This is a genomic window from Tenacibaculum sp. (assembly GCF_050290165.1).
Classification (GTDB): domain Bacteria; phylum Bacteroidota; class Bacteroidia; order Flavobacteriales; family Flavobacteriaceae; genus Polaribacter.
In genome coordinates, this window is sequence record NZ_JBNKHD010000011.1 from 324,086 (window position 1) to 346,354 (window position 22,269).

Below are 22,269 nucleotides of genomic sequence, written 5' to 3' on the forward strand. Positions count from 1 at the left end.
AAAAATAAGTTTATGAAATACCGTCCACAAACTATACAAATCTTTTTACCAGACGGTTCACCAACTAGTATTCGTGAAGCTGAAATAACAAGTAGATTGGTAAAAGCTATTTTATTCCCTAGAAATAAAATACAAGAAGTAAGTCAACGAGAAATGGTTCGCTATACAGGGGTGTATTTTTTATTTGGTCATTCAGAAGATGGTACAAAACCAATTGTTTATATCGGAGAGGGAGAAGATTGTTTTAACAGAATACAATCACATAACAGAGAAAAAGATTTTTGGACACACTGTGTTATTGTTGTATCTAAAACTAACGATTATAATAAAGCTGATAGTAAATTCTTAGAGCACTATTGCATAAAAAAAGCGGAAGAAATAGGAAGGTATAAACTATACAATGGTACAGGCTCTAATAAACTATCAATTTCAGAAAGTAGAGAACACGACTTACTAGACAATTTTGAAACAGCAAAAATTTTACTTGCAACCTTAGGCTATCCCATTTTTGAAGAAAAACGAAAAGCTACTAAATCTAAAGAAATTATGTACTGTATAGCTAAGAATGCTTTAGCTGATGGTGAATTAGTAGATGATGGGTTTTTAGTATATAAAGGGAGTAAGTTTTCTAAAGAAGAAACAAAAGGTATAAATAAATGGGTTAAAGTTTTACGCAAGCGTTTATTAGATGAAGGGTTTTTGAAAGAAGAAAATGATGTTTATGTTTTACAAATAGACTATATTTTCAATTCTCCCAGTGCTTCAGCAGCAGCAGTCCTTGGAAGAACTGCAAATGGTTGGACTTCTTGGAAAGACAAAAATGGTAAAACCTTAGATGAGTTAAAAAGAAAGATCAAAAATCTAGATAATTAAATCTAGATAATTAAAAAAACAATTCAAGCCCAGTTAATTACTGGGCTTTTTTATTTATGGAAAATACATACCATCCACTCGTTCAAAAAACAAAAACAGAATTACTAAAATTAGACAAGTTAAAACGTATTAGTTGGGAAGTTCAACAAGAATATAATTCACAATTTTTGCCTATTTCGGTAGAGCCAAAACTAAGAAAAAGAGCATTAGATTTCATGGATGCTCTAATAAAGATGCTAGAAGAAAACAATCATAAAATTAAGTTTGAATACAAACGATGTCATATTGAAATGTATGGGCAATTAACCGAAATCCATTTAAGGCAAAAACATCACCGTAAAAGAGTTAAAAATGAAAGAGGAAATGTAAGTGAATTTTACGAAAAAAGTAATAAGCTAGAGTTTCTAGTAGACTCTTGTTATTGTAAAAGTTGGATTGATAGGAAAACAAAAAAGTTGGAAGATTATCTACAAATAATTTATGATTATATTGAAAAGGATAGTAAAGGGTGGGCTGATTTAAGAAAGAAGCAAAAATTACAAGAAGAGCAAAGAGAAATCGAGCTTAAGAGAGAAGAAGAGAAGGCTAGGATTATAGAAATTGAAAACAGAAAGATCAATCAACTAATTACTGACTCAGAAAACTTTATTAAAGCAAAAAATATTCGTGATTATCTAAAAGCTTTTGAGGATGAATGTTTACAAACTGGTAATTTAACAAATGAAGTAAAAGAATATATAAAATGGGGTTACATGAAAGCTGATACTTTAGATCCAACTAAATAACTTTGGTGATTTTTGATTTTGTATTAAGTTACGATGTAATTTTTTTTGACACCAAAATTGACACCTTAAAAACAAAAACCCTGTAAATTCAATATTTACAGGGTTTTTTTGTGGAGACGCCGAGAATCGAACTCGGGTCCAAACAAGCAGCTCAAAGGCTTTCTACATACTTAGTTTTTGTTTAATTTTCGATTAAAACCTGACCAAAAACAGCCCAATTTTAACTTATCTTCTTTAGTTTCGAAAACTTATCGAAGTGCTAAGTTTTCTATGTTTACTTTTACGATGCCCATAAAAGAAACGCCGTAAACCAAGGCTTTTCGTGGACATTTAGCTTGCGCACCTAGTGCGCCAAGGCTCTATCTTACTATTAATTCAGATTAAGCAGCTAAAGCGTAGTTATCTTCGCCGTTTATAAAGTTGAAATAAGTTTAGCGAGTTGTCATTTCACTCCTCGGTATGCTTACATTTTCACTCGTCTTGCTGTCAAAACCAGTCGTCCCCAGTATGTCAAAGAATTACTTATTTATTACAAAAAATATACCAATTTTTAGGGCGTTCGGGCGGGCTTTCACTACTCGCTTCCCGAAGTATCGGGAGAGCTCAAACAAATCGTTCAATCCCTAACGCAAAATAAGAGAATGCAAATATAAAAAAATACTATTTGTACAATCATTTTAAAACGAGTATTTTCGCCATGATTGTTATAAGATATAACATTATATGTAAAATTGTTTAATTTTAATACAAATAAAGAATGAAATTCGGAATCATTAAAGAACGTAAAAATCCACCAGATAGAAGAGTTGTGTTTTCACCTGAAAAGTTGCAAGAATTTAAAAAGCAATTTCCGCAAGCAGAAATAGTGGTGGAAAGTTCTGATATCCGAGTTTTTTCTGATGAAGCCTATAAAAATGCTGGGTTCGAAGTAACCAATGATGTTTCTGATTGCGACGTGTTATTAGGGGTAAAAGAAGTTCCTGTAGACGAGTTGATTCCGAATAAAAAATACTTTTTCTTTAGTCATACCATTAAAAAACAACCATACAACCGTAAGTTGTTAAAAGCGATGCTAGAGAAAAATATCGAAATGTTCGATCATGAAACTATCGTAAAAGAAAACGGAGCTCGTTTAATTGGTTTTGGTCGTTATGCTGGTTTGGTAGGGGCTTACAACGGATTTAGAGCTTTAGGTCTACGAGAAGGTTTATTTAATTTACCTAAAGTTGAAACTTTACCAGATTTGGATGCTGTAAAAGCTGAGTTAGATAAAATTACTTTACCAAATATTAAAATCTTATTAACAGGTACAGGAAAAGTAGCTAAAGGAGCGCAGGAAATTTTAGATCACCTACAAATTAAACAAGTAAGTGATGCTTTGTATTTAACCTCTGAATTTACAGAGCCTGTATATTGTATAGCTGATGTAATGGAGTATGCAAAACGAAAAGATGGTAAAGTAGGAAATAAGTACGAGTTTTACAAAGATCCAACGGATTACGAAAGTAATTTTATGCCATATGCCAAAGAAACAGATTTCTTTATAGCTGGACATTTTTATGGAGATAGAGCACCTTATTTATTCACACGTGAAGATGCAAAACACTCAGAGTTTAGAATAAAGTATGTAGCAGATATTTCTTGCGATATTGATGGTCCAGTAGCCACAACCATTCGTTCTTCAACCATTGCAGATCCTATTTATGGTTACAACCCAGAAACTGAATCAGAAATTGATTTTAAAGACGAAAAGGCCATTACGGTAATGGCAGTAGATAATTTACCTTGTGAGTTGCCAAAAGATGCAAGTGAAGGTTTTGGAGATATGTTTTTAGAACATGTAATTCCTGCATTTTATAACAATGATAAAGACGGAATTTTAGCTCGCGCAAAAATGACAACAAATACTGGTATATTAACCGAACGTTATGCATATTTGCAGAATTACGTTGACGGAAAAGAATAACAAATAACTTTATAAAAACTGTTTCAAGCGTGTCATTTCGAGTGTAAAGGAGAAATCTTATATTTTTAAATCAAGAATAAAATAGATTTTTCACATTCGTTCAAAATGACAGTTACCATTTTTGAAACAGTTTTTTTATTTTAAATGATACCAGATAAACAGTTTTTGATAGATACGGCTAATATGAAAATGCCTTTTGGTAAATACAAAGGAGTGTATTTAATAGATATTCCTGAATATTATATTGTTTGGTATAAAAATAAAGGGTTTCCTCAAGGTAAACTAGGTAGAATGTTAGAGTTGGTGTATGAATTGAAGTTAAATGGTTTAGAAGATATCTTGAGGAAAATTCGTCGAGTTTCTTAAATTTGGATATGAAACCAGCAGAAGAATACATACTTAAACAACCGGAGCCTTTCAAGTCTATTTTACTGCATTTACAAGTATTGATAGAAAGTAATTGTACAGATATAGAATTAAAATATAAGTGGAAAATTCCAGTATATTATGTAAATGGACATCAATTATGTTACTTAAATGCATCACACAAAAAAGGATTTGTAGATGTTGGTTTCTGGGCAAAAGGTATTTTGCAGGATTTTGACGCTTTTTTAGTCTCAGAAGGAAGAACTGTTGTAAAATCACTTCGTTATACTTTTGTGGAAGATATTAATGAAGAAATTTTTCTACAGGTAGTAAAAGAAGTGACAAATCACAATCATAAAGGTTTTTGGAAAAAATAATTATTGAATTAAAAACTCTAACATCACATCCTTATCAATAATTAAAAATGCTTGTTTACTATTTTTAGGAGGGGTGGTTGTGATAGTTGTTACGTTATTTTTTGTAGATATACTATCGGGTTTTACTGCATAGCGATACCCACTATAACCAAAAAAAACAGTTTGATTTAGGGCTAAATTTTTAATGCGAATTGTTACAGGACCATTGCTATTTAGAATTCCTTTTTTGGGAAAAATCAATTGCAAATCCGATTGTAAAAAGTTAGGATGATAAATAGGTTGATTATAAAAATCTTCCTTCTCCATTCGTCCTATTCTAAGTTGCCAAAGAGAGCTTTCTGGATAATGAGTTTTAAAATAGTTGGTCTTAGGAAAGTTATAGTAGTAGTTATTAAACAACGGTTGCCATCTTCCATTATTGACAATACCAGCAGCCCAAGTAGCATCAATATAGACCCATTTATTATTCAGTTTTACCGCGTTCCAAGCGTGATTTGAATTCTTACTAGGATTGTTGATGTCATTAGATGAATTTCTAACATACCCTTTAATTACTTCATTTTCAATTTGTAGTATAGAACAAACTTTAGCTATAGTTTGTGCATATCCTTCACAAAGTGCTTTTCGAGTTAATAAGGTTTCATTTACAATTTCATCTTTTATAGCTTGAATTTTCACTAGCCTTTCTTGTTCATTTCTGTACCTAAAGGAAATTCTTTTTTGTTTGGGGTTGTAATACCCGTCTAAGTCGTATCTAATATTGCGGGCTATCCAATAAAAAGTGGCCTTTACTTGTAGGTCTTTAGTGCCAAAATCAGTAGCTATTCTTTTAGCTAAATTCTCAACAGTAGTTAATTTGGGGTAGTTGGCTACCTTTTGTTCTACCAAAGAAAAATCCTGTGCGCTAACAGCCCAGTTCCATAAAAAGAAAAAGAAAAAAAGTTGTTTCATATAAGAGTAAAAACAACTTAATCAAACAAAAATTGTGCCTATAAATTATTGATAGTTTTTCTAATCGCTACCAGATTGGTTAATAAGCCTTCTAAATAGTCAAGGTGTAACATGTTAGCTCCATCACTTTTTGCATTAGCAGGGTCAAAATGTGTTTCGATGAATAAACCATCAACATTATTAACAACGCCAGCACGTGCAATAGTTTCAATCATATCTGGTCGTCCACCAGTTACCCCAGTTGATTGGTTAGGTTGTTGTAATGAATGCGTAACATCTAATACTGTTGGAGCGTATTGACGCATAGTAGGAATACCTCGGAAATCAACAATCATGTCTTGGTATCCAAACATCGTTCCTCTGTCTGTTATCCATGCTTTTTGATTACCAGCATCGTGTACTTTTTTCACTGCATGTTGCATTGCTTCTGGACTCATAAACTGTCCTTTTTTCAAATTCACAACTTTACCAGTTTCTGCAGCGGCAACTACTAAATCGGTTTGACGAACTAAAAAAGCAGGAATTTGTAATACATCTACATATTGAGCAGCTTTTTCAGCATCAGAAACTTCATGAATATCTGTTACGGTTGGTACGTTGAAGGTTTCCGAAACTTTGCGTAAAATTTTAAGGGCTTTTTCATCTCCAATCCCAGTAAAGCTATCTATTCTACTACGATTAGCTTTTTTAAAACTTCCTTTAAATACATAAGGAATTTCTAATTTGTCAGTAATGGTAATTGCTCTTTCAGCAATTCGCATCGCCATATCTTCTCCTTCAATAGCACACGGGCCAGCAAGCAAGAAAAAGTTGTTAGAATTAATGTGTTTTATGTTCGGGATATCAGTTAAAGCCATTGTTTAAAATTTTCAACAAAATTAAGAAATTTAATTGGCTATATTTAGCCTTTAAATTAAATAAAGAATGAAAAAACTTATATACTCGTTAGCACTATCAAGTGTATCTATTTTAGTAGGATGTAAAGAAACTCAAAAGGTAAGCAATGTTGCAGCTACAAGTACAGTAAAAGTTACCAAACAGGTAAAAGATAATGATGTTACTATCGATTTATCTACTGTAAAAAAGCATTTGTATACCCTAGCTTCGGATGAAATGCAGGGAAGAAAACCTGGAACAGAAGGTATGGAAAAAGCTACTCAGTATATAGAGAATGAGTATAAACGAATAGGCTTAAAAACTTTTAATGTCTTAACAACATACCGTCAGAATTTTGAGTATAAGGGCATCAAAATGAGCAATATTATTGGTTTACTAGAAGGGAATTCAAAAAAAGATGAGTTTGTTATCGTTTCTGCTCATCACGATCATTTAGGTGTGAAGAAAGAAGGAGAAGGTGATTTAATTTTTAATGGAGCTAATGATGATGCATCGGGTGTAACAGGAGTACTAGCATTGGCAGAATATTTTGCAAAAAAAGGATCTAATGAGCGTAGTATTTTATTTGTATGTTTTACTGCAGAAGAAATGGGCTTAGTGGGGTCTGAACACTTTGGTAAAGGAATTGAAGCTAACAAATTTGTTGCTGGAATTAATTTAGAGTTAATTGGTAAAGAACCTAAAACTGGACCAAAAACTGCTTGGTTAACTGGTTTTGAGAAATCGGATTTTGGTCAAATCATTCAAAAGAATTTAGAAGGCTCTGGATATCAATTGTTCCCAGATCCTTATCCGAAGTTTCAATTGTTTTTAAGATCGGATAATGCCTCATTAGCACGTTTAGGAGTGCCATCTCATACTTTTTCTACTACACCTATTGATATAGATACGGATTACCATAAAGTTTCAGATGAAGCAGAAACATTAGATATGGAAGTGTTAACAGAAACTGTAAAAGCTGTTGCAAGAGGAACAGAAAGTATTATTAATGGAAAAGATACTCCTAGTAGAGTAGAGATGAATTAAAAATTAAAAAATAAAAAATATAGTGTTAAAAGGAGCTTTAAGCTCCTTTTTTTATAGGGGTTAAATGTTTTAATTAATTTTTTGTGGTTTTTATTTTGGTAACACTTAGTGAAATGTTAAAATTTTGTTATATTCATAAAAAATTTAATTTAATCCCTCACAAAAATGAAAAAACACTTTCTGAGTCTAGCCGTCGTGCTAGCTATGATGTCATGTTCAAACAATGACGAAACCCTTCAAGTAAAACAAGATCAAGATTTACTTACCCAAAAAGAAATTAACGCAAAAATTAACAAGTCTTTACAAGAAACAGGAGATTTCAGTTGGATGTCGCAAGACGTACAAACAATTTGGAGTGCAATAAACTATGGAGAGAATATTTTAACCATTGGTTACGGAACTTCAAAAAATAATTTTGCAAGAAGTGCTGAAGCAGAAAATATTAAGGATGACTTGATAGCTTTGGTAAAAAGTTTTGAACCAGTATCTGCCAAAGGAACTTCTGAAGTATATGTAAATGAGAAGATCAATTACCTTGATGTTAAAGTAACGAATAAGGAAACGATAAAGGTTTTATTACAAGATAGTAGAGTACGTTATATTGAACCTGCTGCTTATAATTTTTTAGAATCAGAAGCACAAGCTAAATCTGACTCTTCTGGGGCATCAGGTTGCGGATATAGTACAGCTACATTAAACACAAACGATTACCGTACAGTAACACCAGGAGCAAGAGTTCCATGGTCTTTTGATGCACATAATATTCCACAAGCATGGAACTATAGTACTGGAGCAGGAACAACCGTAGCAATTGTAGATTCAGGATTGTCTCCAGAACAGCGATGGATGAATCAATACTTTAATGATGGATATTCATCTGGTAGAATGGTACAGAAATATGGAACTTTTGTTGACTCATGGTGGGCATGGTCTGATAATTATGATGGTGTAAATGATAAATGTGGCCATGGAACAAGTATGGCTTCTGTAGCTACTGCACCAAGAAATAATGATAATTTACCTGTAGGTGTTGCATATAATGCAAACTTGGTAACGTATAGAGCTGTAGAAAATGTGGTTATAGATGATTATCACGAAAAGAGAGGGATTGTAGAAGCGTTAACAGCCTTAGCGAATCGAAGTGATGTAAAAGTAATTTCGATGTCATTAGGGTCTCCGTTCAGTATTGGTAATGTTTCGGATGCGGTTAAGTATGCGCATAGTAGAGGAAAAATGATTTTAGCTGCTGGTGGTACTTCTACTTCATTTACAACTTGGTATGGAGTTATTTTTCCTGCTAGTATGTCTGAAACAGTGGCAGTAACAGGAGTAAAAGAAGGTCAGTATAGTAAATGTGATGTGTGCCATACAGGGTCTCAAATTGACTTTACGGTACAAATGCAAAGAACGAATGGAACTGATAATACAGTTCCTGTATTAAGTTATTATGATGGTCAAGCTAACTATGTTGGAGGATCATCGGTAGCAACGGCAACTACCGCAGGTATTGCTACTTTAATTTGGGCGAAACACCCAACATGGTCTAGAGAGCAGGTATTACAAAAAATGAAAGAATCCGCTGATTTTTATCCAAATAAACATTCTGAGTTTGGATATGGAAATATTGACGCTTTAAAAGCTGTTCAATAAAAATCAATTAACTAACCTTAGAGAAGCCTCGTTTGTACGAGGCTTTTTTGTATTTTTATAAGGTATGATTCTTGATGTTTATTAATTAAAAACTTAATTCATGAAATATTACAGATATCTTTTTTTGTTGGTTGTTATAGGGTGTTCTTCTTCTAAAGTAGTGTATGACTATGATAGTCAAGCGAACTTTAGCAGTTATAAAACGTTTAATTTCTTTGAAGATGCAGGTAAAGGATTAAATGAATTGGATGTAAAAAGAGTTACTAATGAATTGACAACTTCATTGGAAGCTAAAGGGATGCAATTAGCGGAAAATCCGGATATATATATCAACATTCTTTCTAGCGAACGACCATCAATAAACAGGAACACAATTGGATTAGGAATAGGAAGCGGAGGAAGAAATGTAGGCTTTGGTATTTCTGGAGGAATTCCTATTGAAAGTAGAAAAATTAATCAGCAATTAACTATTGACTTTGTAGAAAGTAAGAATAATCAATTAATATGGCAGGGAATTGCTAACAGTGAAATTAAGGAAAAAACTTCCCCTGAAGAAAGAAAAGTATATTATCAAAAACTCATACAAAAAATCGTGAGTAATTATCCACCAAAAAAAGCCTCTAATTAGAGGCTTTTTAATTACACACAACAAACACACTATTTACACTAATCTAAATTTAAACTTTTAGAAATTTTTTGCCAATCAACCAGTTTAAAGTTTTGATGTAAACTGTCTTTATTTTGGGTATTGGCTCCATCTTGCGCAATAAAGAACCCTTTAGGGTATTGAGAACCAAAGTTTACAGAGGTTGCATCAATACCGTCTGTGTCATTTGTACCATCAATAGCTCCTCCATCTTTTAAAGAAAAACTTCCTAAGTATTGATTGGTAATTCTATCAAAAATAGCATAACTATTATTTCCTTGTGAAGATAAGATAAGGTACCCTTTTCCGTTACCTGAATCGTATAGAGTAACCCCTTCAAAATCATCTTTCATATTTAGGTCTTTAGTGCTAATTACCTTCACACGGTTGTTTTCAGCATCAGGTTCGGCATCATACTTCCATAAGGCTTTGTCTTCTTCACCTATGTATACTTTGGCGTGCACATCATCAGCAACAATACCTTCTCCTTGACTTCCTAAAGAAAATTCTCTAACTAATTTAGCATCAATTTTAGCATTGCTTTCAAACAATTCCCATTGCTCTACATTTCCTTTTTTACTCACCATAAAAACATAAAGTTTATCGGTTTTAGGACTTTTGTACATTCCTAATCCGTATACTTCTTTTAAGTTGGAAGTGATTGTTTTAGCTGCTACTTCTTCCAACTCACCAGTAGGTTTTACTGTTAAAATAGAAATACTGTTATTTGTTCTGTTACTAGCTGTGACTACCGATACTTTTTCTCCGTTCAGTAAAAATTCATTACGAATATCTACATTATTTACACGTCCTATTTTGTATGAGTATAAACGCTTCCCTTCTAGGTTATATACTTCTAGCCCTTCCTTTTTATTGGTTCCTATGATTGTAGATTTTGATACATCAGTAGGGTTTACCCATACACAAGGATCATCTGCAGCATCATCAAAAGAAGTAACGGGTTCTGTTTCTGCATCAGCAACTAAAGCTATTACAGGTTTATCTTGCGGATTTTGATGTATGATTTTTTCAACTTTACAAGCGCTTAATGCAAGACAAGACAGTATTATCTTATACGTATTATTCATCATTAAAAATTGTATTTTAAACCTGCATTCCAATTGTAGTCATAAAACTCCGCTTGCTTTGTTTGATTCTTTACCCCTTGATAGAAACGTAATTCTTGGTTGGTTAGGTTTTTGGCTTCAGCGTAGATTTGTAAATTTTTAGTGATACGGTACGATGCGTTTAGGTCTACAAATAATTGATTATCATAAAAAGTATCTGTAAAAGTATCATCTCCGTATTCAAAAATATAATCATCAGCAAAGTTTAAAGATGCTCTTACTGATAGTTTTGAGCTTTCATAAGCTAAGGATCCGTTGAACATATTTTTAACTGCTCCTGCTAATGGTAAACCATTTTCTCTGTTTGCAATTCCATCTGTTTTAGAATCGGTATAGGTATAGTTTCCATACACGGTTAAATTTCTTAAGAAACTAGGTAAGAAGTTTAACTTACGCTGTAAAGCTATTTCAAAACCATATACTTCAGCTGTTCCTCCGTTAAAAGGTCTTGTGACCTCGTAGTTTTCTGTAACACCTCCAATAGTGATAGGTTCATCAGTAATTGAATTATAGATAAATTTATCTAAATCTTTATAAAAAACTCCAGCAGAAATAATACCTACATTACTAAAATAATGCTCAAACATTAAGTCGAAGTTCATTGCTTCGGTTGGAGCTAAGTTTGGATTTCCATACTCAGCTTCCAAATCATCACTATTAATATTTCTATAAGGAACTAAATCGTAGTAGTTAGGTCTTGCAATGGTGTTGGTCCAAGCAGCTCTTACAATCGTGTTTTTATCAATATTGTATTTAGCTTGCAAGTTTGGTAACCAGTTAGTGTAGTTTCTGCTTCCAGAAGTTGTCGTAACATCGCTTAAATCATTAGCTGTTTCAACATCAATAGCAAAACCATTATAGTCTACTATTGTTTTTTCAACTCTTACCCCAGCAATAAAAGAAAAGTTATCACCTAGATTTTGTTGTAACATTCCATAAAAAGCATAGATGTTTTCGTTAGCGTCGTAATTTTCAGGTACAAATTCATCCAGAACCAAATTACCACCAGTTAATTGTAAGTTTCCTAAAAATTGAGGAGTTGTAAAAAAACCTGACTTATAATCATTCCCAGCCAAGAAACCATTTACTGTGTAGTCTTTTGTACTGGTAGTGTTCATTGTTGGAAACTGATCTTCTAAATCGTATTCATAAAAATCATTGTCTCTAAGCTTCTCTTTGTATTTGTGTTTAAAACCAAATTTTAAAGAGTTTTTGTAAATTCCAGCGGCATTGACAGGAATTAAAAGATCAAGATTTGAGTTAATTTTACGCTCTTGAGTAAATCCTTTTTGTTCAGTTACTTCTTTGTAAGCAAATTTTGAAGGGTCGTTGAAGTCGTTATTAGTAGGTCTTAACACAGGAAAGTTAGTTCGAGAGAAGTCTTGCACCACTTGAATATTTTTGTTTTCAAAACTAATATAACGTTCATTTGGACGCTCTTCTTTAGCCTTAGCCGTTCCTGTTTTCCAAATTAACTTGATGTTTCCAAAAACAATATGTTCACCACCTACTGAAATGTTATAGGTGCTTTGACGCTCTAATCGCGTATTGTCGTTTATGTCATTATTAATACCTCCCTTAGTTTGGCGTCGTACTTCTGCATCTGAAAGCCCTGTAGCATCTGGTTCAGCAATTTTTCTAAAACGAACCCTGTAACGATTTTCGTAATCGTTTCGTTGGTTATACATCGATTTAAAGAAAAGAGTGTTTTTATTATCTGGTGTCCAATCTAAGTTTGCAGAAACGCTCATTCTATTTCTTTTAACATCGTAACGTCTTATATCATGTTCACCTATATAGGTTTTGCTATTTTCTCTTTCCCATTCAAATTCAACATTATCAGAACCATAATCATTAGAGTTGTATGAAGCGTTAACTACGTAACCTAATTTATTTTTAAAAGCTCTATTGGCAATTAAGGCAGAAACGTTGTAGTTTGAGGAATTTCTTATAGGGTTTTGTCCGTAGGAACCTGATAAGAAAGCTCTAAAAGAAGTAGGAGCAGAACGGGTGATTAAATTCACAGAACCACCAATAGCATCCCCTTCCATATCAGGAGTTACAGCTTTGTTTACTTCGATGGTTTGGATCATATCTGAAGGAATTAAATCCATTTGCACTCTACGGTTATCACCTTCAGCAGATGGAATTCTATCACCATTTAATGTTACGGAGTTCAATTGTGGAGCTAAACCACGAATAATGATGTCTCTTGCTTCTCCTTGGTCATTTTGCATTGAAATACCAGGAACACGTTTTAAGGCATCACCAATATTGGCATCTGGAAATTTACCAACTTGATCGGCAGAAATAATATTGGTAATATTTTCTTTATTTTTTTGCTGATTTAAAGCTTTAGCTTGTCCTTTTCCAATACTTCCTTTAATTACTACTTCATCTAGTCTATCCATTTTAGGAATTAAAGAAAAGTTTTTAGATTGGATATGATTTGTAATAATGATGGTTTCTTTTAAAGTTTGATACCCTAAGAAAGAAATTTGAATTTCATAATTTCCTGTAGGAATGTTTAAAAGTTCATAATTTCCATTAAAATCGGTTGATATACCAAGTTTTAAAGAAGTAAAGCTAATAGTAGCACCAGGCAAAGGTTGATTGCTTTCATCTAGAATTCTTCCTTTAACTCCGGATTTATTTTGAGAGTAACTTAATACACTTATGAAGCATAAGGTAATTAGTAGCATTTTTTTCATGTTGAAATCTTTTGTAAATTAACAGGGACGAAATTATTTACGATAACTAGTAACCAGATTTCAAATTTGTTAGTAAACAATTATTAAATTACATGAAAAATGTTTTATAAATGTTAAGTTGTTAAAAGTTGTCTAATGTTTTCTTTATTTTTTTTTGATATTAAAATCACTTTTTAAAAACATTAAAATGGGTTATAATAAGGTACTTTCAGATAGAATAGCGAAGTTTTTTAAAGAAAGAGGAGTGGTTTTTTATGAGAAAAAGATGTTTGGAGGGTTGTGCTTTATGGTGGATGATAAGATGTGTGTAGGGGTTAATAAGGAAGAAATTATGTTGCGAATAGATCCTATTATTTATGAAGAAAGTTTAAAAAGAAAAGGATGTAAAGAGATGACTTTTACAGGGCGTCCAATGAAAGGATATGTTTTCTTAACAGAAGAGGCAACTGGTTTAGATGAAAATTTATATTCTTGGTTAACATTAGCATTAGAATATAACCCAAAAGCGAAGGCAAGTAAAAAGAAAACCTCCAAAAAATAATTTTTGGAGGTTTGTGTATTTTTGTTCTAAGGGGGTTAGAATTGGTAACGGATACCTAATCCAAAATCAGAGTTAAAACCATCATAAGCATCGTTAAAACCAATTTCAGGTCTAAAATCTAATGAAATCATTAAAGGAATATCAAAATTGTATTCGATTCCGATTACACCTGAAGCAAATACAAATGTTTCAGAAAAGTCACTTCCGGCAGGATCTGGGTTATTGATGCTCCAAAATCCTAAACCTCCTCCAACACCAGCGTACCAGTTAAAACGGTTTTCTAATTGCCATACCCATTGATACAAACCTGTAGCCTTGAATCCATCATAGTTGCTACCATTTCTAAGTCCTAAGTCAATTTCTAAACGATTAGAATCACTTAGTCTGCGTTGATAAGATATTTCTGCACCAAAACCATCATTATCACCTAAACGAAGACCGATAGCGTTGTCAGAAATTTCTTGTGCATTTGCTGTAAAAAACGAAAGGGTTAAAAAACCAATGAATAAAAAGATTTTTTTCATAATTTCTAATTTAATATATTAAGCTGGTGCTAATATATGTATTTTATTTAATTAACAATCTTTTCCCTTCAGAATGACTACTAAATTCTGGGGCATACATGCTTTGGATAGTTGTAATTCCGTTGCTGAAATTTCCTGAGTTATTAACTCTAACATCGTATTCAAAAACATAAACCCCTTTAGGTAAGCGTTCAAAAAAGAAGTTTGTAGCGGCATCTTTGGTGCTTTCGTAATAGCCTAAACCATCTTGCCATTTGTATTGTGATAACACGTTAGTAGGTTCAACGCCACTTGCTCGCATATCTTTCATATGCACAAATTCCATATCTCTATCAGAACGAAGTTCTATCCTAACAGTAATTAAATCACCTACTTTTAAATGTGAGTCTTTGGTAATTTCTTGTAACTCTTTCCCTTTATCAGTGTTTACTTTTTTGAATAGTTTTTTCTTAAGTTGTAACGGAGTTTTAGCTGAGGTAATTTTATCTAAATCTTCAAAATATTGCCAATACAAACCACCCCATGCAATACCTTTTCCTTTTTTCGTAATACTAACTTTACTCATTTCAGGAGTAATTTCTGAACCATTCCATGAGGTTTTAAAATAGCCTGTACCAGCTTCAACTTTAGTGTCTTCCATTTGAGTAGGATTGATGGTTTGATTTCCTATAGTTATATCAACCATATTGGTTACCGAAATCCAATCGCTTCCTTGTAATAATAAAGCATATACAGCTTCGGTAGTTGCTTTGGTAGTTTTCCAACGATTAGTTTGCTTGTTTTTTAATAACCAGATTTTTAGGTTGTCAATCGTTTCTGTATCCTTTTCTATTTCTGAAAAAGCTTCAATTAATAAAGCTTGTGTTTCAATAGGAGCTTGATACCAATACCAACTAGGTTGATTTTCTTTCCAGTACATTCCTAGTTCTTCAGAGGTAATACTATTTTCTTTTAGAGAAGTTATAATTTTATTAGCTATGGATGTGTTACTACTTCTATATTGTATCAAAGCAATTTGCCCTTTCCCATATAAATTAAATTCTTTCCAATAGGTTCCTGTCTGTTTTTTATAATATTCAATAGCTGTTTTAGTGTTACTATTAAGATCAATATTTTTATAAAAAGAACGCATATATAAATACTGAATAACGAAATAGTTTAAACGGTTTTCTTGTAAGAATTCTTCATATTTTTTTTGTCCTTTTTTAGCCTTAATGCGTTCAGCATTTTCTAAAAGCTTTTTGTAAACTTCTTCAATTTCTTGATCTAAAAAACGAACTGATTTTTGAACAATTGCTATAGTTGCATTATCAAAATTGGTTACTCCTAGTTTTTGTAAATGCCCAAAACCTGTAGCAATATGATTCGTAATAAAAGCATTTGGATAATCACTTCCTTTAAACCAAGGAAATCCACCATTGTTTAATTGCATTTCAGAAAGTTTTTTGATCGCTTTTTGTTGTTCATTTTTCATCTTATTTAAATCAAACAACAAGGCAATGCGTTTCTTTTGTTCTGTTTCTGATTGTGCATCCCGTAACCAAGGAGTTTCTTGAATAATCAAGGATTTTAATTCTTGATTTTTTTCTAGGTTGCTTAACAAAGCATCAGAAGATTTCCACGCGTTGAACACCTCTTGAATCCTTGGATTTGAATTTGCAATATGACTTGCCAAAGTGTTTGCATAATAGCGTGCAAAGGTTTGTTCGCTACACTCGTATGGATATTCCATTAAATAGGGTAACGCTTGTACAGCATACCACGCAGGGTTAGAAGTAACTTCTAAAGTAAGTTTGTGATTTTTTAAAGAGCTAGAAGTATTATTTTTTAATTTATCTAATGTGAATGTTTTAGTTTCATTTGAACGAATCCACATAGGCAACGTTTCAGTTACTAACATTCGGTTAGATAACACAGGTAACACGTTTTGTTCTCCATCAGAAAAATCTCCTGCTTTTGCAATTATTTTATATTGAATAGCTTGATAGGTATCTGGAATAGCCAAATTCCAAGAAACTTGTGTGTTTCCATTTGAATCGACATTAAAAGGTTGATTTTTTAATGAATTAGTTAGCAAATCAATTTCCTTTCCAGTAATTGCGTCGGTTAGTACAAGTTGAGCTATACCTTTTAAGTTTTTATCAGAGATGTTAGCAATTTTAGTACTGAAAGTAATTTGATCACCTTCTCTTAGAAATCTTGGTGCATTAGGTATCACCATTAACTCTTTTTGGGTAACAGTAGTCAATGTTTTTGTAGCGGATTGTAATTCTTTAGTATGAGCTAGTAATTGTAATTTCCATCTTGTTAACGATTCAGGAGTGGTAAAGCTAAACGTTACATTTCCATTTTTATCTGTCATTAAATGTGGATAGAAAAATGCCGTTTCTTGGAGGTTCTTACGAATTTGTACTCCTTCCAAAGAAATTTTTTCTTCCATCTTTTTTTCTTTCTCCAATCCTGTGACCACTACTTCCTGTAAGTCAGCTTCGGTTGATTCAAGTTCAACAGCATACTCGTTTTGAGCAACTTCTTTTTTTCTAGGGGCACTCATGGCACCTCTTATAAGGATGTTTCTATTTCTTCCAAAATGAAATCCAAACCAGTTTAATTGGTCGTATTGTTGATTCTGGTATAGGTTTTTAGGAAATGTTCTATTAAAAATTCTGAAATGCTCGTTACCAAAACTTTGATAAGCATTTGCATTATTTCCGTAAGAATAATACACAGGAGTAGTAATCGGATTGAATTCCCAATTATGTGGTTTAAATTCATCCAAAGAAGCATCGTACATACTCGCTAATACTTCGGCTGTTACTTTATTATTTTTATCATTTTTAATGGTGAAACTCCACGTTTCCTCAGCACCAGGTTGTAACTTATCTCTAAACGTATTGGTTTCAATAGTAATTGTTTCTTGTTGATTTGGTACCGAAACAGGAATAACTCCACTAACAAAACTGTTGTAGTTCACTAAGTAGTATTTGATAGCAAACCCACCAATATCTTCTTTGGTAATTGGGATTTTAATTGTTTTGAGACTGTTATTTAAGTGAATAAGGTCTTTTTTTATGATTTTTTGATTCTTTTCTATTTGAACCACAACTGTTACATCTTTTGAGGCGGAACCAATTTGTAATTCAACAATATCGTTTGGTTTGTAAGCTGTTTTATTGGTGTTATAAACAAATAATTGATTATCGGTTACAGTTTTTTCAACTCTATTAATCAATGTAAATCGAGCTTTGTCTGAAACTTTTTGTCCAAATTTATCTTTGGAGTTTACTACAATAATATAGTTTCCCAAAGTCCATTTTTTATAGTTTGTAAGAATAATTTCTTTTGATTTTTGAGTGTCAAAATCTTGTTCAAAAACTAATTCTCCTTGTTTCCAAGTTGAAGGATTTTCATCTTCTTTGGTATAAGCATCGTGTGGAAACAATTTTCTAAATTCAACTTCCGGTATGTTTTGATAATCCGGAATATTCCATGGTCTATTACGTAACGGATTTTTAGGAGCCTGCAGTTTGTATATTTTGAAGCTTCCTTTAGCAGGAACGAATTCTCCATTTAAATTTTTACTAGAGATTTCAACTGTAGTTTCCTTATCCGATTTGTCTATTATTGAAGGAGCTACTATTGAAGCAAGTAATGAATGATATCCAACTTTTACAATAGAAGTAGCCGAACGAGTTTCTCCATTAATATCAGTAACATCAGCGGTGACTTCATATTCAAAAATAGGAAGGTTTTCTTTGTCTACACTTTCATCTGGAAGTGCTTTGAATGTAATGGAAAAATTTCCTTGTGCATCAGTTGTTAACTCACCATGTGTAATTTCTTGCGCTTCTGAAGTAAACTGAGGTTTACGCCAATACCACCAAATAGGGTATTGTACTTTACGGTGCACTCGATATACTACTTTTGCATCAGTAATGTTTGCTCCTGAAAACGCTTTGGCAAATCCATGTATGGTAATACTGTCGTTTAATTTGTAAGTTTTGGTAATAGGTTTAAAATCAGTTTCAAACTTAGGGCGTTTGTATTCTTCAACAGAAATAGGTGTAATGTATTCTTCTTGAGTAAAATCAAAATCTACAGTATTGTAAAATTTACTTTCTTGCTTTTTGCTCTCATTGATTGAAAAAGAATACTCACCAGTTAATCCGTTGTTGGGTAGTATAAACTCTCCAGAAGCAGAGCCAAATTCATTCAATTTAAGATCTAATGTTTTTACTTCTTGACCATTAACATCGTTTAGTGTTATTTGTATATATTCATTAGTGAAAGGTTTTGAAACCTCTCCTTTATTCTGAATAAAGATAGCTTTAAAATATACCGTTTGACCTGGGCGATAGATGCTTCTATCTGTGAGAATAAAAGGTTTGATTTTTATAAAATCGTCATCAACACCAGGTGTTTCTTGATGTTTGTATAGGAAGTAATCCCCAAAAATAGCAGAATCAACTTTTGTGGTTACTGTAATATATACATTGCTATGGTTGTTATTACTTTCATAACTAGCAAAACCATTTTTATCAGTTGTTAACAACTCATGAATCTTTTTTCCATATCGAGACGGCTTGTTTTCAAGCAACAATTTCGCATTTTTAATAGGTTTTCCTGTATTTCTATCTACTACTTGATAGGTTCTTATGCCGTCATTATTATTTTCAACTAATACTAAGTTAGTCACCTGTAAGTTAGCTATAACGTATAAGTCAGTAGCATTAAGAATAGCTGTTTTGTGTGCGACGATTAGATAATTTCCTTGCGTTAACTTTGGAACAACAACTTCAGTGGTATGTTGTAAATAGTCTTTTTCATTTCGTAAAACACTATGCCAAGAGGTGGTTTTTTTAAGTTTTTTTATGAAGGTAACTCTATCTTGTTCTTTGTGAAATTTTTGAAGTTCTTCTAACTGTTTAGGAGTAATTTTAAAAGCACTAAAATGCAGTTTTTCAATGTTGTTGTAAGTAACTAATATTCTTGAAGACGTATTTGTTGGGACAAATTTTTCTGAAAGAAGACTTAATGATTCTGTAGTAATTTGTTGCTGTAAAGTTTTACATTTTTTAGCAGCTAAACTTTCAGGGAATTGTTCAATCACTTGATTGCATATTGCTAAAGCTTCTCTGTTTTTAAAACGAATATCTTCATTTTTATTAGCTTGATATGTGGCTGCTTGTTCATTATAAATTCTGGCAATTTCATAACGGTACAATCCGCTAATATCTTTGTTTTTATAATGGTTGACTGATGTTGTTAAGGTTTGTAGTAATAGTTTTTGCTTGTCGTTAAAGGTAGCATGTTGGTTTACGAATTGTAATCGTTGAATGTCTGCATCTACCAAAGCATTTAAATTGTTATTTTTTAAATGAAAAGAAAGTAGGTTTTGATAAATTTTTAAAGCATTGAATTGTAGAGATAGACCATCTTTTGTAGTAAGTTTTAAGTTTGAAAATGTTTGTACATCACTAATATATTTTGCATCATCAATTTTAAATTGGTAGGCAGGTTTTGTTATGTTGGTTTCTGTAGTCTTATAAAACTCTAAAGCATTATGAGCTAAAAAATCGAATAGGGTAGGGCGGTATTTTTTAGAGTCTTTAACAGTATGAATAATATCTTCAAAATCATACACATCTACTTTTTGAAGTAGAGTTTCACTTTCTAAAGAATTTTGATAATGACAATGAATTTCAGCAAACAGCGTATCTAAATCCCATGTTCCGAAATCGTTTTCATCAACTTTTTGACTTGTTTGTGTACGATTGTAGAATTTCCATCTGTTTTGATTGAAATATAGCCAATACAAATTGGCTAAAATATTTTCGAGTACATTCTTGGTGGGAAAATTGCTTTGATCAATTTGTTGTTTGAATTGATTGATAATTTTCAATTGTGCATCTTCCTCTAAAGTCAATGAGTATTTACTTTTATAAAATAGCGATTTTATAATTTGAGGTGAGTTATTACTTTTTTCAGCCTTTTCATAAATAGTGTTTACCACTTTTAAAGCTGATTTAGGTAAGTTGTCCGATTCAAACTGATGAACTTTATCCCATAAATCCTTATAGTTTTCTTGGGCATTTACTAGGGTTGAAAATAAAATTAGCAGCAAAATAGAAGTCAATTTTTTCATAACGTGATTATTCATTTATCTATACAAAACACCAAAAAAAGACAATTTATTACAAGTTAAAGTTTGTAATAGTAGTATTTGAATGAGTGTATATAACTTTTCAATGAGTTTAAATTTAAAGATACTTAAAATTCTTACTTGGTTTTGTATTTTTGGTTTTTTATACACTACAGATAACTTAATATATGAGAATTCATTTTATAGCCATTGGAGGTAGTGCAATGCATAATTTAGCTATTGCTTTACAACAAAAAGGATACCAAATAACGGGAAGCGATGATACTATTCACGATCCATCAAAAACTCGTTTAGCTGATAAAGGGTTGCTACCAGAAGAATTTGGTTGGTATCCAGAAAAAATCACTACCGATTTAGATGCTATAATTTTAGGAATGCATGCAAAGAAAGACAATCCGGAGTTATTAAAGGCTCAAGAATTAGGAGTGAAGATTTATTCGTACCCAGAATTTTTATATGAGCAATCTAAAGACAAAACGCGTGTGGTTATTGGTGGTTCACATGGAAAGACAACCATAACTTCTATGATTTTACATGTGTTAAATTACCATGAAAAAGAAGTAGATTATATGGTAGGAGCGCAATTGGAAGGATTTGATACGATGGTGCATTTAACTGAAGAAAATGAGTTTATTGTGTTAGAAGGAGATGAATATTTGAGTTCACCGATAGATATGCGACCGAAGTTTCATTTATACAAACCTAATATTGCATTGTTAAGTGGGATTGCTTGGGATCATATTAATGTATTTCCAACATTTGAAAACTATGTAGAGCAATTTTCAATTTTTACTGATTCTTTGACGAATGGAGGAATACTAGTATATAACGAAGAAGATGAGGTTTTAAAAGAAGTAGTAGAAAGTTCAACACATCCGATAAAAAAATATCCATATACAACTCCCAATTATTTTATCGATAATGGAACTACTTATTTAGAAACTTCTGAGGGAGATTTACCGTTAGAAATTTTTGGAGATCATAACTTACAAAACTTAGCAGGAGCAAAATGGATTTGCCAGCATATGGGAATTGACGAAGATGAGTTTTATGAGGCAATTGCTAGTTTTAAAGGAGCAAGCAAACGACTAGAAAAAATAGCAGAGAATTCTTCAACAGTTGTGTTTAAAGATTTTGCACATTCACCATCTAAAGTTGCAGCAACGACAGCTGCGGTTAAGAATCAGTATTCTGATAGAACTTTGTTAGCTTGTTTAGAATTGCATACATATTCGAGTTTAAACGCTGAATTTTTATCAGAATATAAAGGAGCTTTAGACAAAGCAGATAGAGCAGTGGTGTTTTATTCTCCACATGCAGTGAAAATTAAACAGCTAGAAGAAGTTTCTGAAGCACAAATAGCAAATGCTTTTGAGCGAGATGATTTGATTATATATACAAATCCGCAAGAATTTAAAGAGTTTTTATTAAGTCAAAACCTAGAGAATACTGCTTTGTTGTTGATGAGCTCTGGTAATTATGGAGGTTTAGATTTTGAAGAGGTTAAGAGTTTGATTTAACTAAAAAAACGTTTCAACAGGTATTTTCTGTAATCTTTTAAATAAAAAGACTTTATAATTACTGAAAATCGATGTTTGTATAGGAAGTATAAATTCCATTTTTTTCTATTAAAAGAGCCTTTTTTTGGGTTTTCAATAAAAGAAAC

The 22,269-nt window shown here is 32.2% G+C and carries 16 protein-coding genes and 1 other RNA gene; 10 read left to right on the plus strand and 7 right to left on the minus strand.

Going from position 1 to position 22,269, the window contains the following annotated elements; translation table 11 throughout:
* Positions 1–12 precede the first annotated feature (12 nt).
* Together ACQY6M_RS09345 and ACQY6M_RS09350 are read left to right on the plus strand one after the other, a co-directional pair.
* Positions 13–873 (plus strand): GIY-YIG nuclease family protein, encoded by an 861-nt coding sequence (locus tag ACQY6M_RS09345; RefSeq protein ID WP_428740885.1) that lies wholly within the window; start codon positions 13–15, stop codon positions 871–873.
* Between the two features lie 56 nt (positions 874–929).
* On the plus strand, positions 930–1,658 hold the full coding sequence (locus tag ACQY6M_RS09350) for a hypothetical protein (protein WP_428740886.1): 729 nt from the start codon (positions 930–932) through the stop codon (positions 1,656–1,658).
* Positions 1,659–1,766: 108 nt separating this feature from the next.
* Here ACQY6M_RS09350 and ssrA read toward each other — a convergent pair.
* Positions 1,767–2,162: a transfer-messenger RNA gene (ssrA, locus tag ACQY6M_RS09355) on the minus strand.
* A 253-nt stretch (positions 2,163–2,415) separates the two neighbouring features.
* Between ssrA and ACQY6M_RS09360 the strand changes: the two genes are divergently transcribed.
* The 3 genes from ACQY6M_RS09360 (at position 2,416) to ACQY6M_RS09370 (ending at position 4,367) form a co-directional block, all read left to right on the plus strand.
* Positions 2,416–3,624, plus strand: a complete 1,209-nt coding sequence (locus ACQY6M_RS09360) for an NAD(P)-dependent oxidoreductase (RefSeq protein WP_428740887.1) — start codon at positions 2,416–2,418, stop codon at positions 3,622–3,624.
* A 144-nt stretch (positions 3,625–3,768) separates the two neighbouring features.
* Positions 3,769–3,990 carry a DUF3820 family protein gene (locus ACQY6M_RS09365; RefSeq protein ID WP_428740888.1) on the plus strand — a complete coding sequence of 74 codons (222 nt, stop codon included), beginning with the start codon at positions 3,769–3,771 and terminating at the stop codon, positions 3,988–3,990.
* An 8-nt stretch (positions 3,991–3,998) separates the two neighbouring features.
* A complete protein-coding gene (locus tag ACQY6M_RS09370; RefSeq protein ID WP_428740889.1) occupies positions 3,999–4,367 on the plus strand; it encodes a DUF1801 domain-containing protein in 369 nt (122 codons plus the stop codon).
* Here ACQY6M_RS09370 and ACQY6M_RS09375 read toward each other — a convergent pair whose 3' ends face one another.
* Together ACQY6M_RS09375 and kdsA are read right to left on the minus strand one after the other, a co-directional pair.
* Positions 4,368–5,318, minus strand: a complete 951-nt coding sequence (locus ACQY6M_RS09375; RefSeq protein ID WP_428740890.1) for a transglutaminase domain-containing protein — start codon at positions 5,316–5,318, stop codon at positions 4,368–4,370.
* A gap of 38 nt (positions 5,319–5,356) precedes the next feature.
* Complete coding sequence (kdsA, locus tag ACQY6M_RS09380) at positions 5,357–6,175, minus strand: 3-deoxy-8-phosphooctulonate synthase (RefSeq protein ID WP_428740891.1); 819 nt, start codon at positions 6,173–6,175, stop codon at positions 5,357–5,359.
* Positions 6,176–6,242: 67 nt separating this feature from the next.
* Here kdsA and ACQY6M_RS09385 point away from each other — a divergent pair, with 67 nt between their 5' ends.
* From ACQY6M_RS09385 to ACQY6M_RS09395, 3 genes are all read left to right on the plus strand, one after another.
* Positions 6,243–7,241, plus strand: coding sequence for a M28 family peptidase (locus tag ACQY6M_RS09385; protein ID WP_428740892.1), 999 nt, complete (start codon positions 6,243–6,245; stop codon positions 7,239–7,241).
* 165 nt (positions 7,242–7,406) lie between these two features.
* A complete protein-coding gene (locus ACQY6M_RS09390; RefSeq protein WP_428740893.1) occupies positions 7,407–8,891 on the plus strand; it encodes a S8 family peptidase in 1,485 nt (494 codons plus the stop codon).
* Between the two features lie 100 nt (positions 8,892–8,991).
* Positions 8,992–9,519, plus strand: coding sequence for a DUF4136 domain-containing protein (locus ACQY6M_RS09395; RefSeq protein WP_428740894.1), 528 nt, complete (start codon positions 8,992–8,994; stop codon positions 9,517–9,519).
* Positions 9,520–9,557: 38 nt separating this feature from the next.
* On the opposite strand, the gene ACQY6M_RS09400 is transcribed toward ACQY6M_RS09395, so the two are convergent.
* The gene (locus tag ACQY6M_RS09400; protein WP_428740895.1) at positions 9,558–10,628 is read right to left on the minus strand and encodes a phytase; all 1,071 of its coding nucleotides are present in this window, start codon (positions 10,626–10,628) and stop codon (positions 9,558–9,560) included.
* On the minus strand, positions 10,628–13,375 hold the full coding sequence (locus ACQY6M_RS09405; protein ID WP_428740896.1) for a TonB-dependent receptor: 2,748 nt from the start codon (positions 13,373–13,375) through the stop codon (positions 10,628–10,630). Before ACQY6M_RS09405 ends, ACQY6M_RS09400 begins: the two co-directional genes overlap by 1 nt.
* Positions 13,376–13,562: 187 nt before the next feature.
* On the opposite strand from ACQY6M_RS09405, the gene ACQY6M_RS09410 reads away from it, so the two are divergent.
* On the plus strand, positions 13,563–13,916 hold the full coding sequence (locus tag ACQY6M_RS09410; protein ID WP_428740897.1) for a TfoX/Sxy family protein: 354 nt from the start codon (positions 13,563–13,565) through the stop codon (positions 13,914–13,916).
* A gap of 35 nt (positions 13,917–13,951) precedes the next feature.
* Here the strand turns inward: ACQY6M_RS09410 and ACQY6M_RS09415 are convergent, their stop codons facing one another.
* Together ACQY6M_RS09415 and ACQY6M_RS09420 are read right to left on the minus strand one after the other, a co-directional pair.
* On the minus strand, positions 13,952–14,440 hold the full coding sequence (locus ACQY6M_RS09415; RefSeq protein ID WP_428740898.1) for a hypothetical protein: 489 nt from the start codon (positions 14,438–14,440) through the stop codon (positions 13,952–13,954).
* Positions 14,441–14,483: 43 nt separating this feature from the next.
* Entirely contained in the window at positions 14,484–20,585 is a 6,102-nt protein-coding gene (locus ACQY6M_RS09420) for an alpha-2-macroglobulin family protein (RefSeq protein WP_428740899.1), read from the minus strand.
* Between the two features lie 185 nt (positions 20,586–20,770).
* Here ACQY6M_RS09420 and ACQY6M_RS09425 point away from each other — a divergent pair, with 185 nt between their 5' ends.
* Entirely contained in the window at positions 20,771–22,123 is a 1,353-nt protein-coding gene (locus ACQY6M_RS09425; protein WP_428740900.1) for a UDP-N-acetylmuramate--L-alanine ligase, read from the plus strand.
* Positions 22,124–22,269 lie beyond the last annotated feature (146 nt).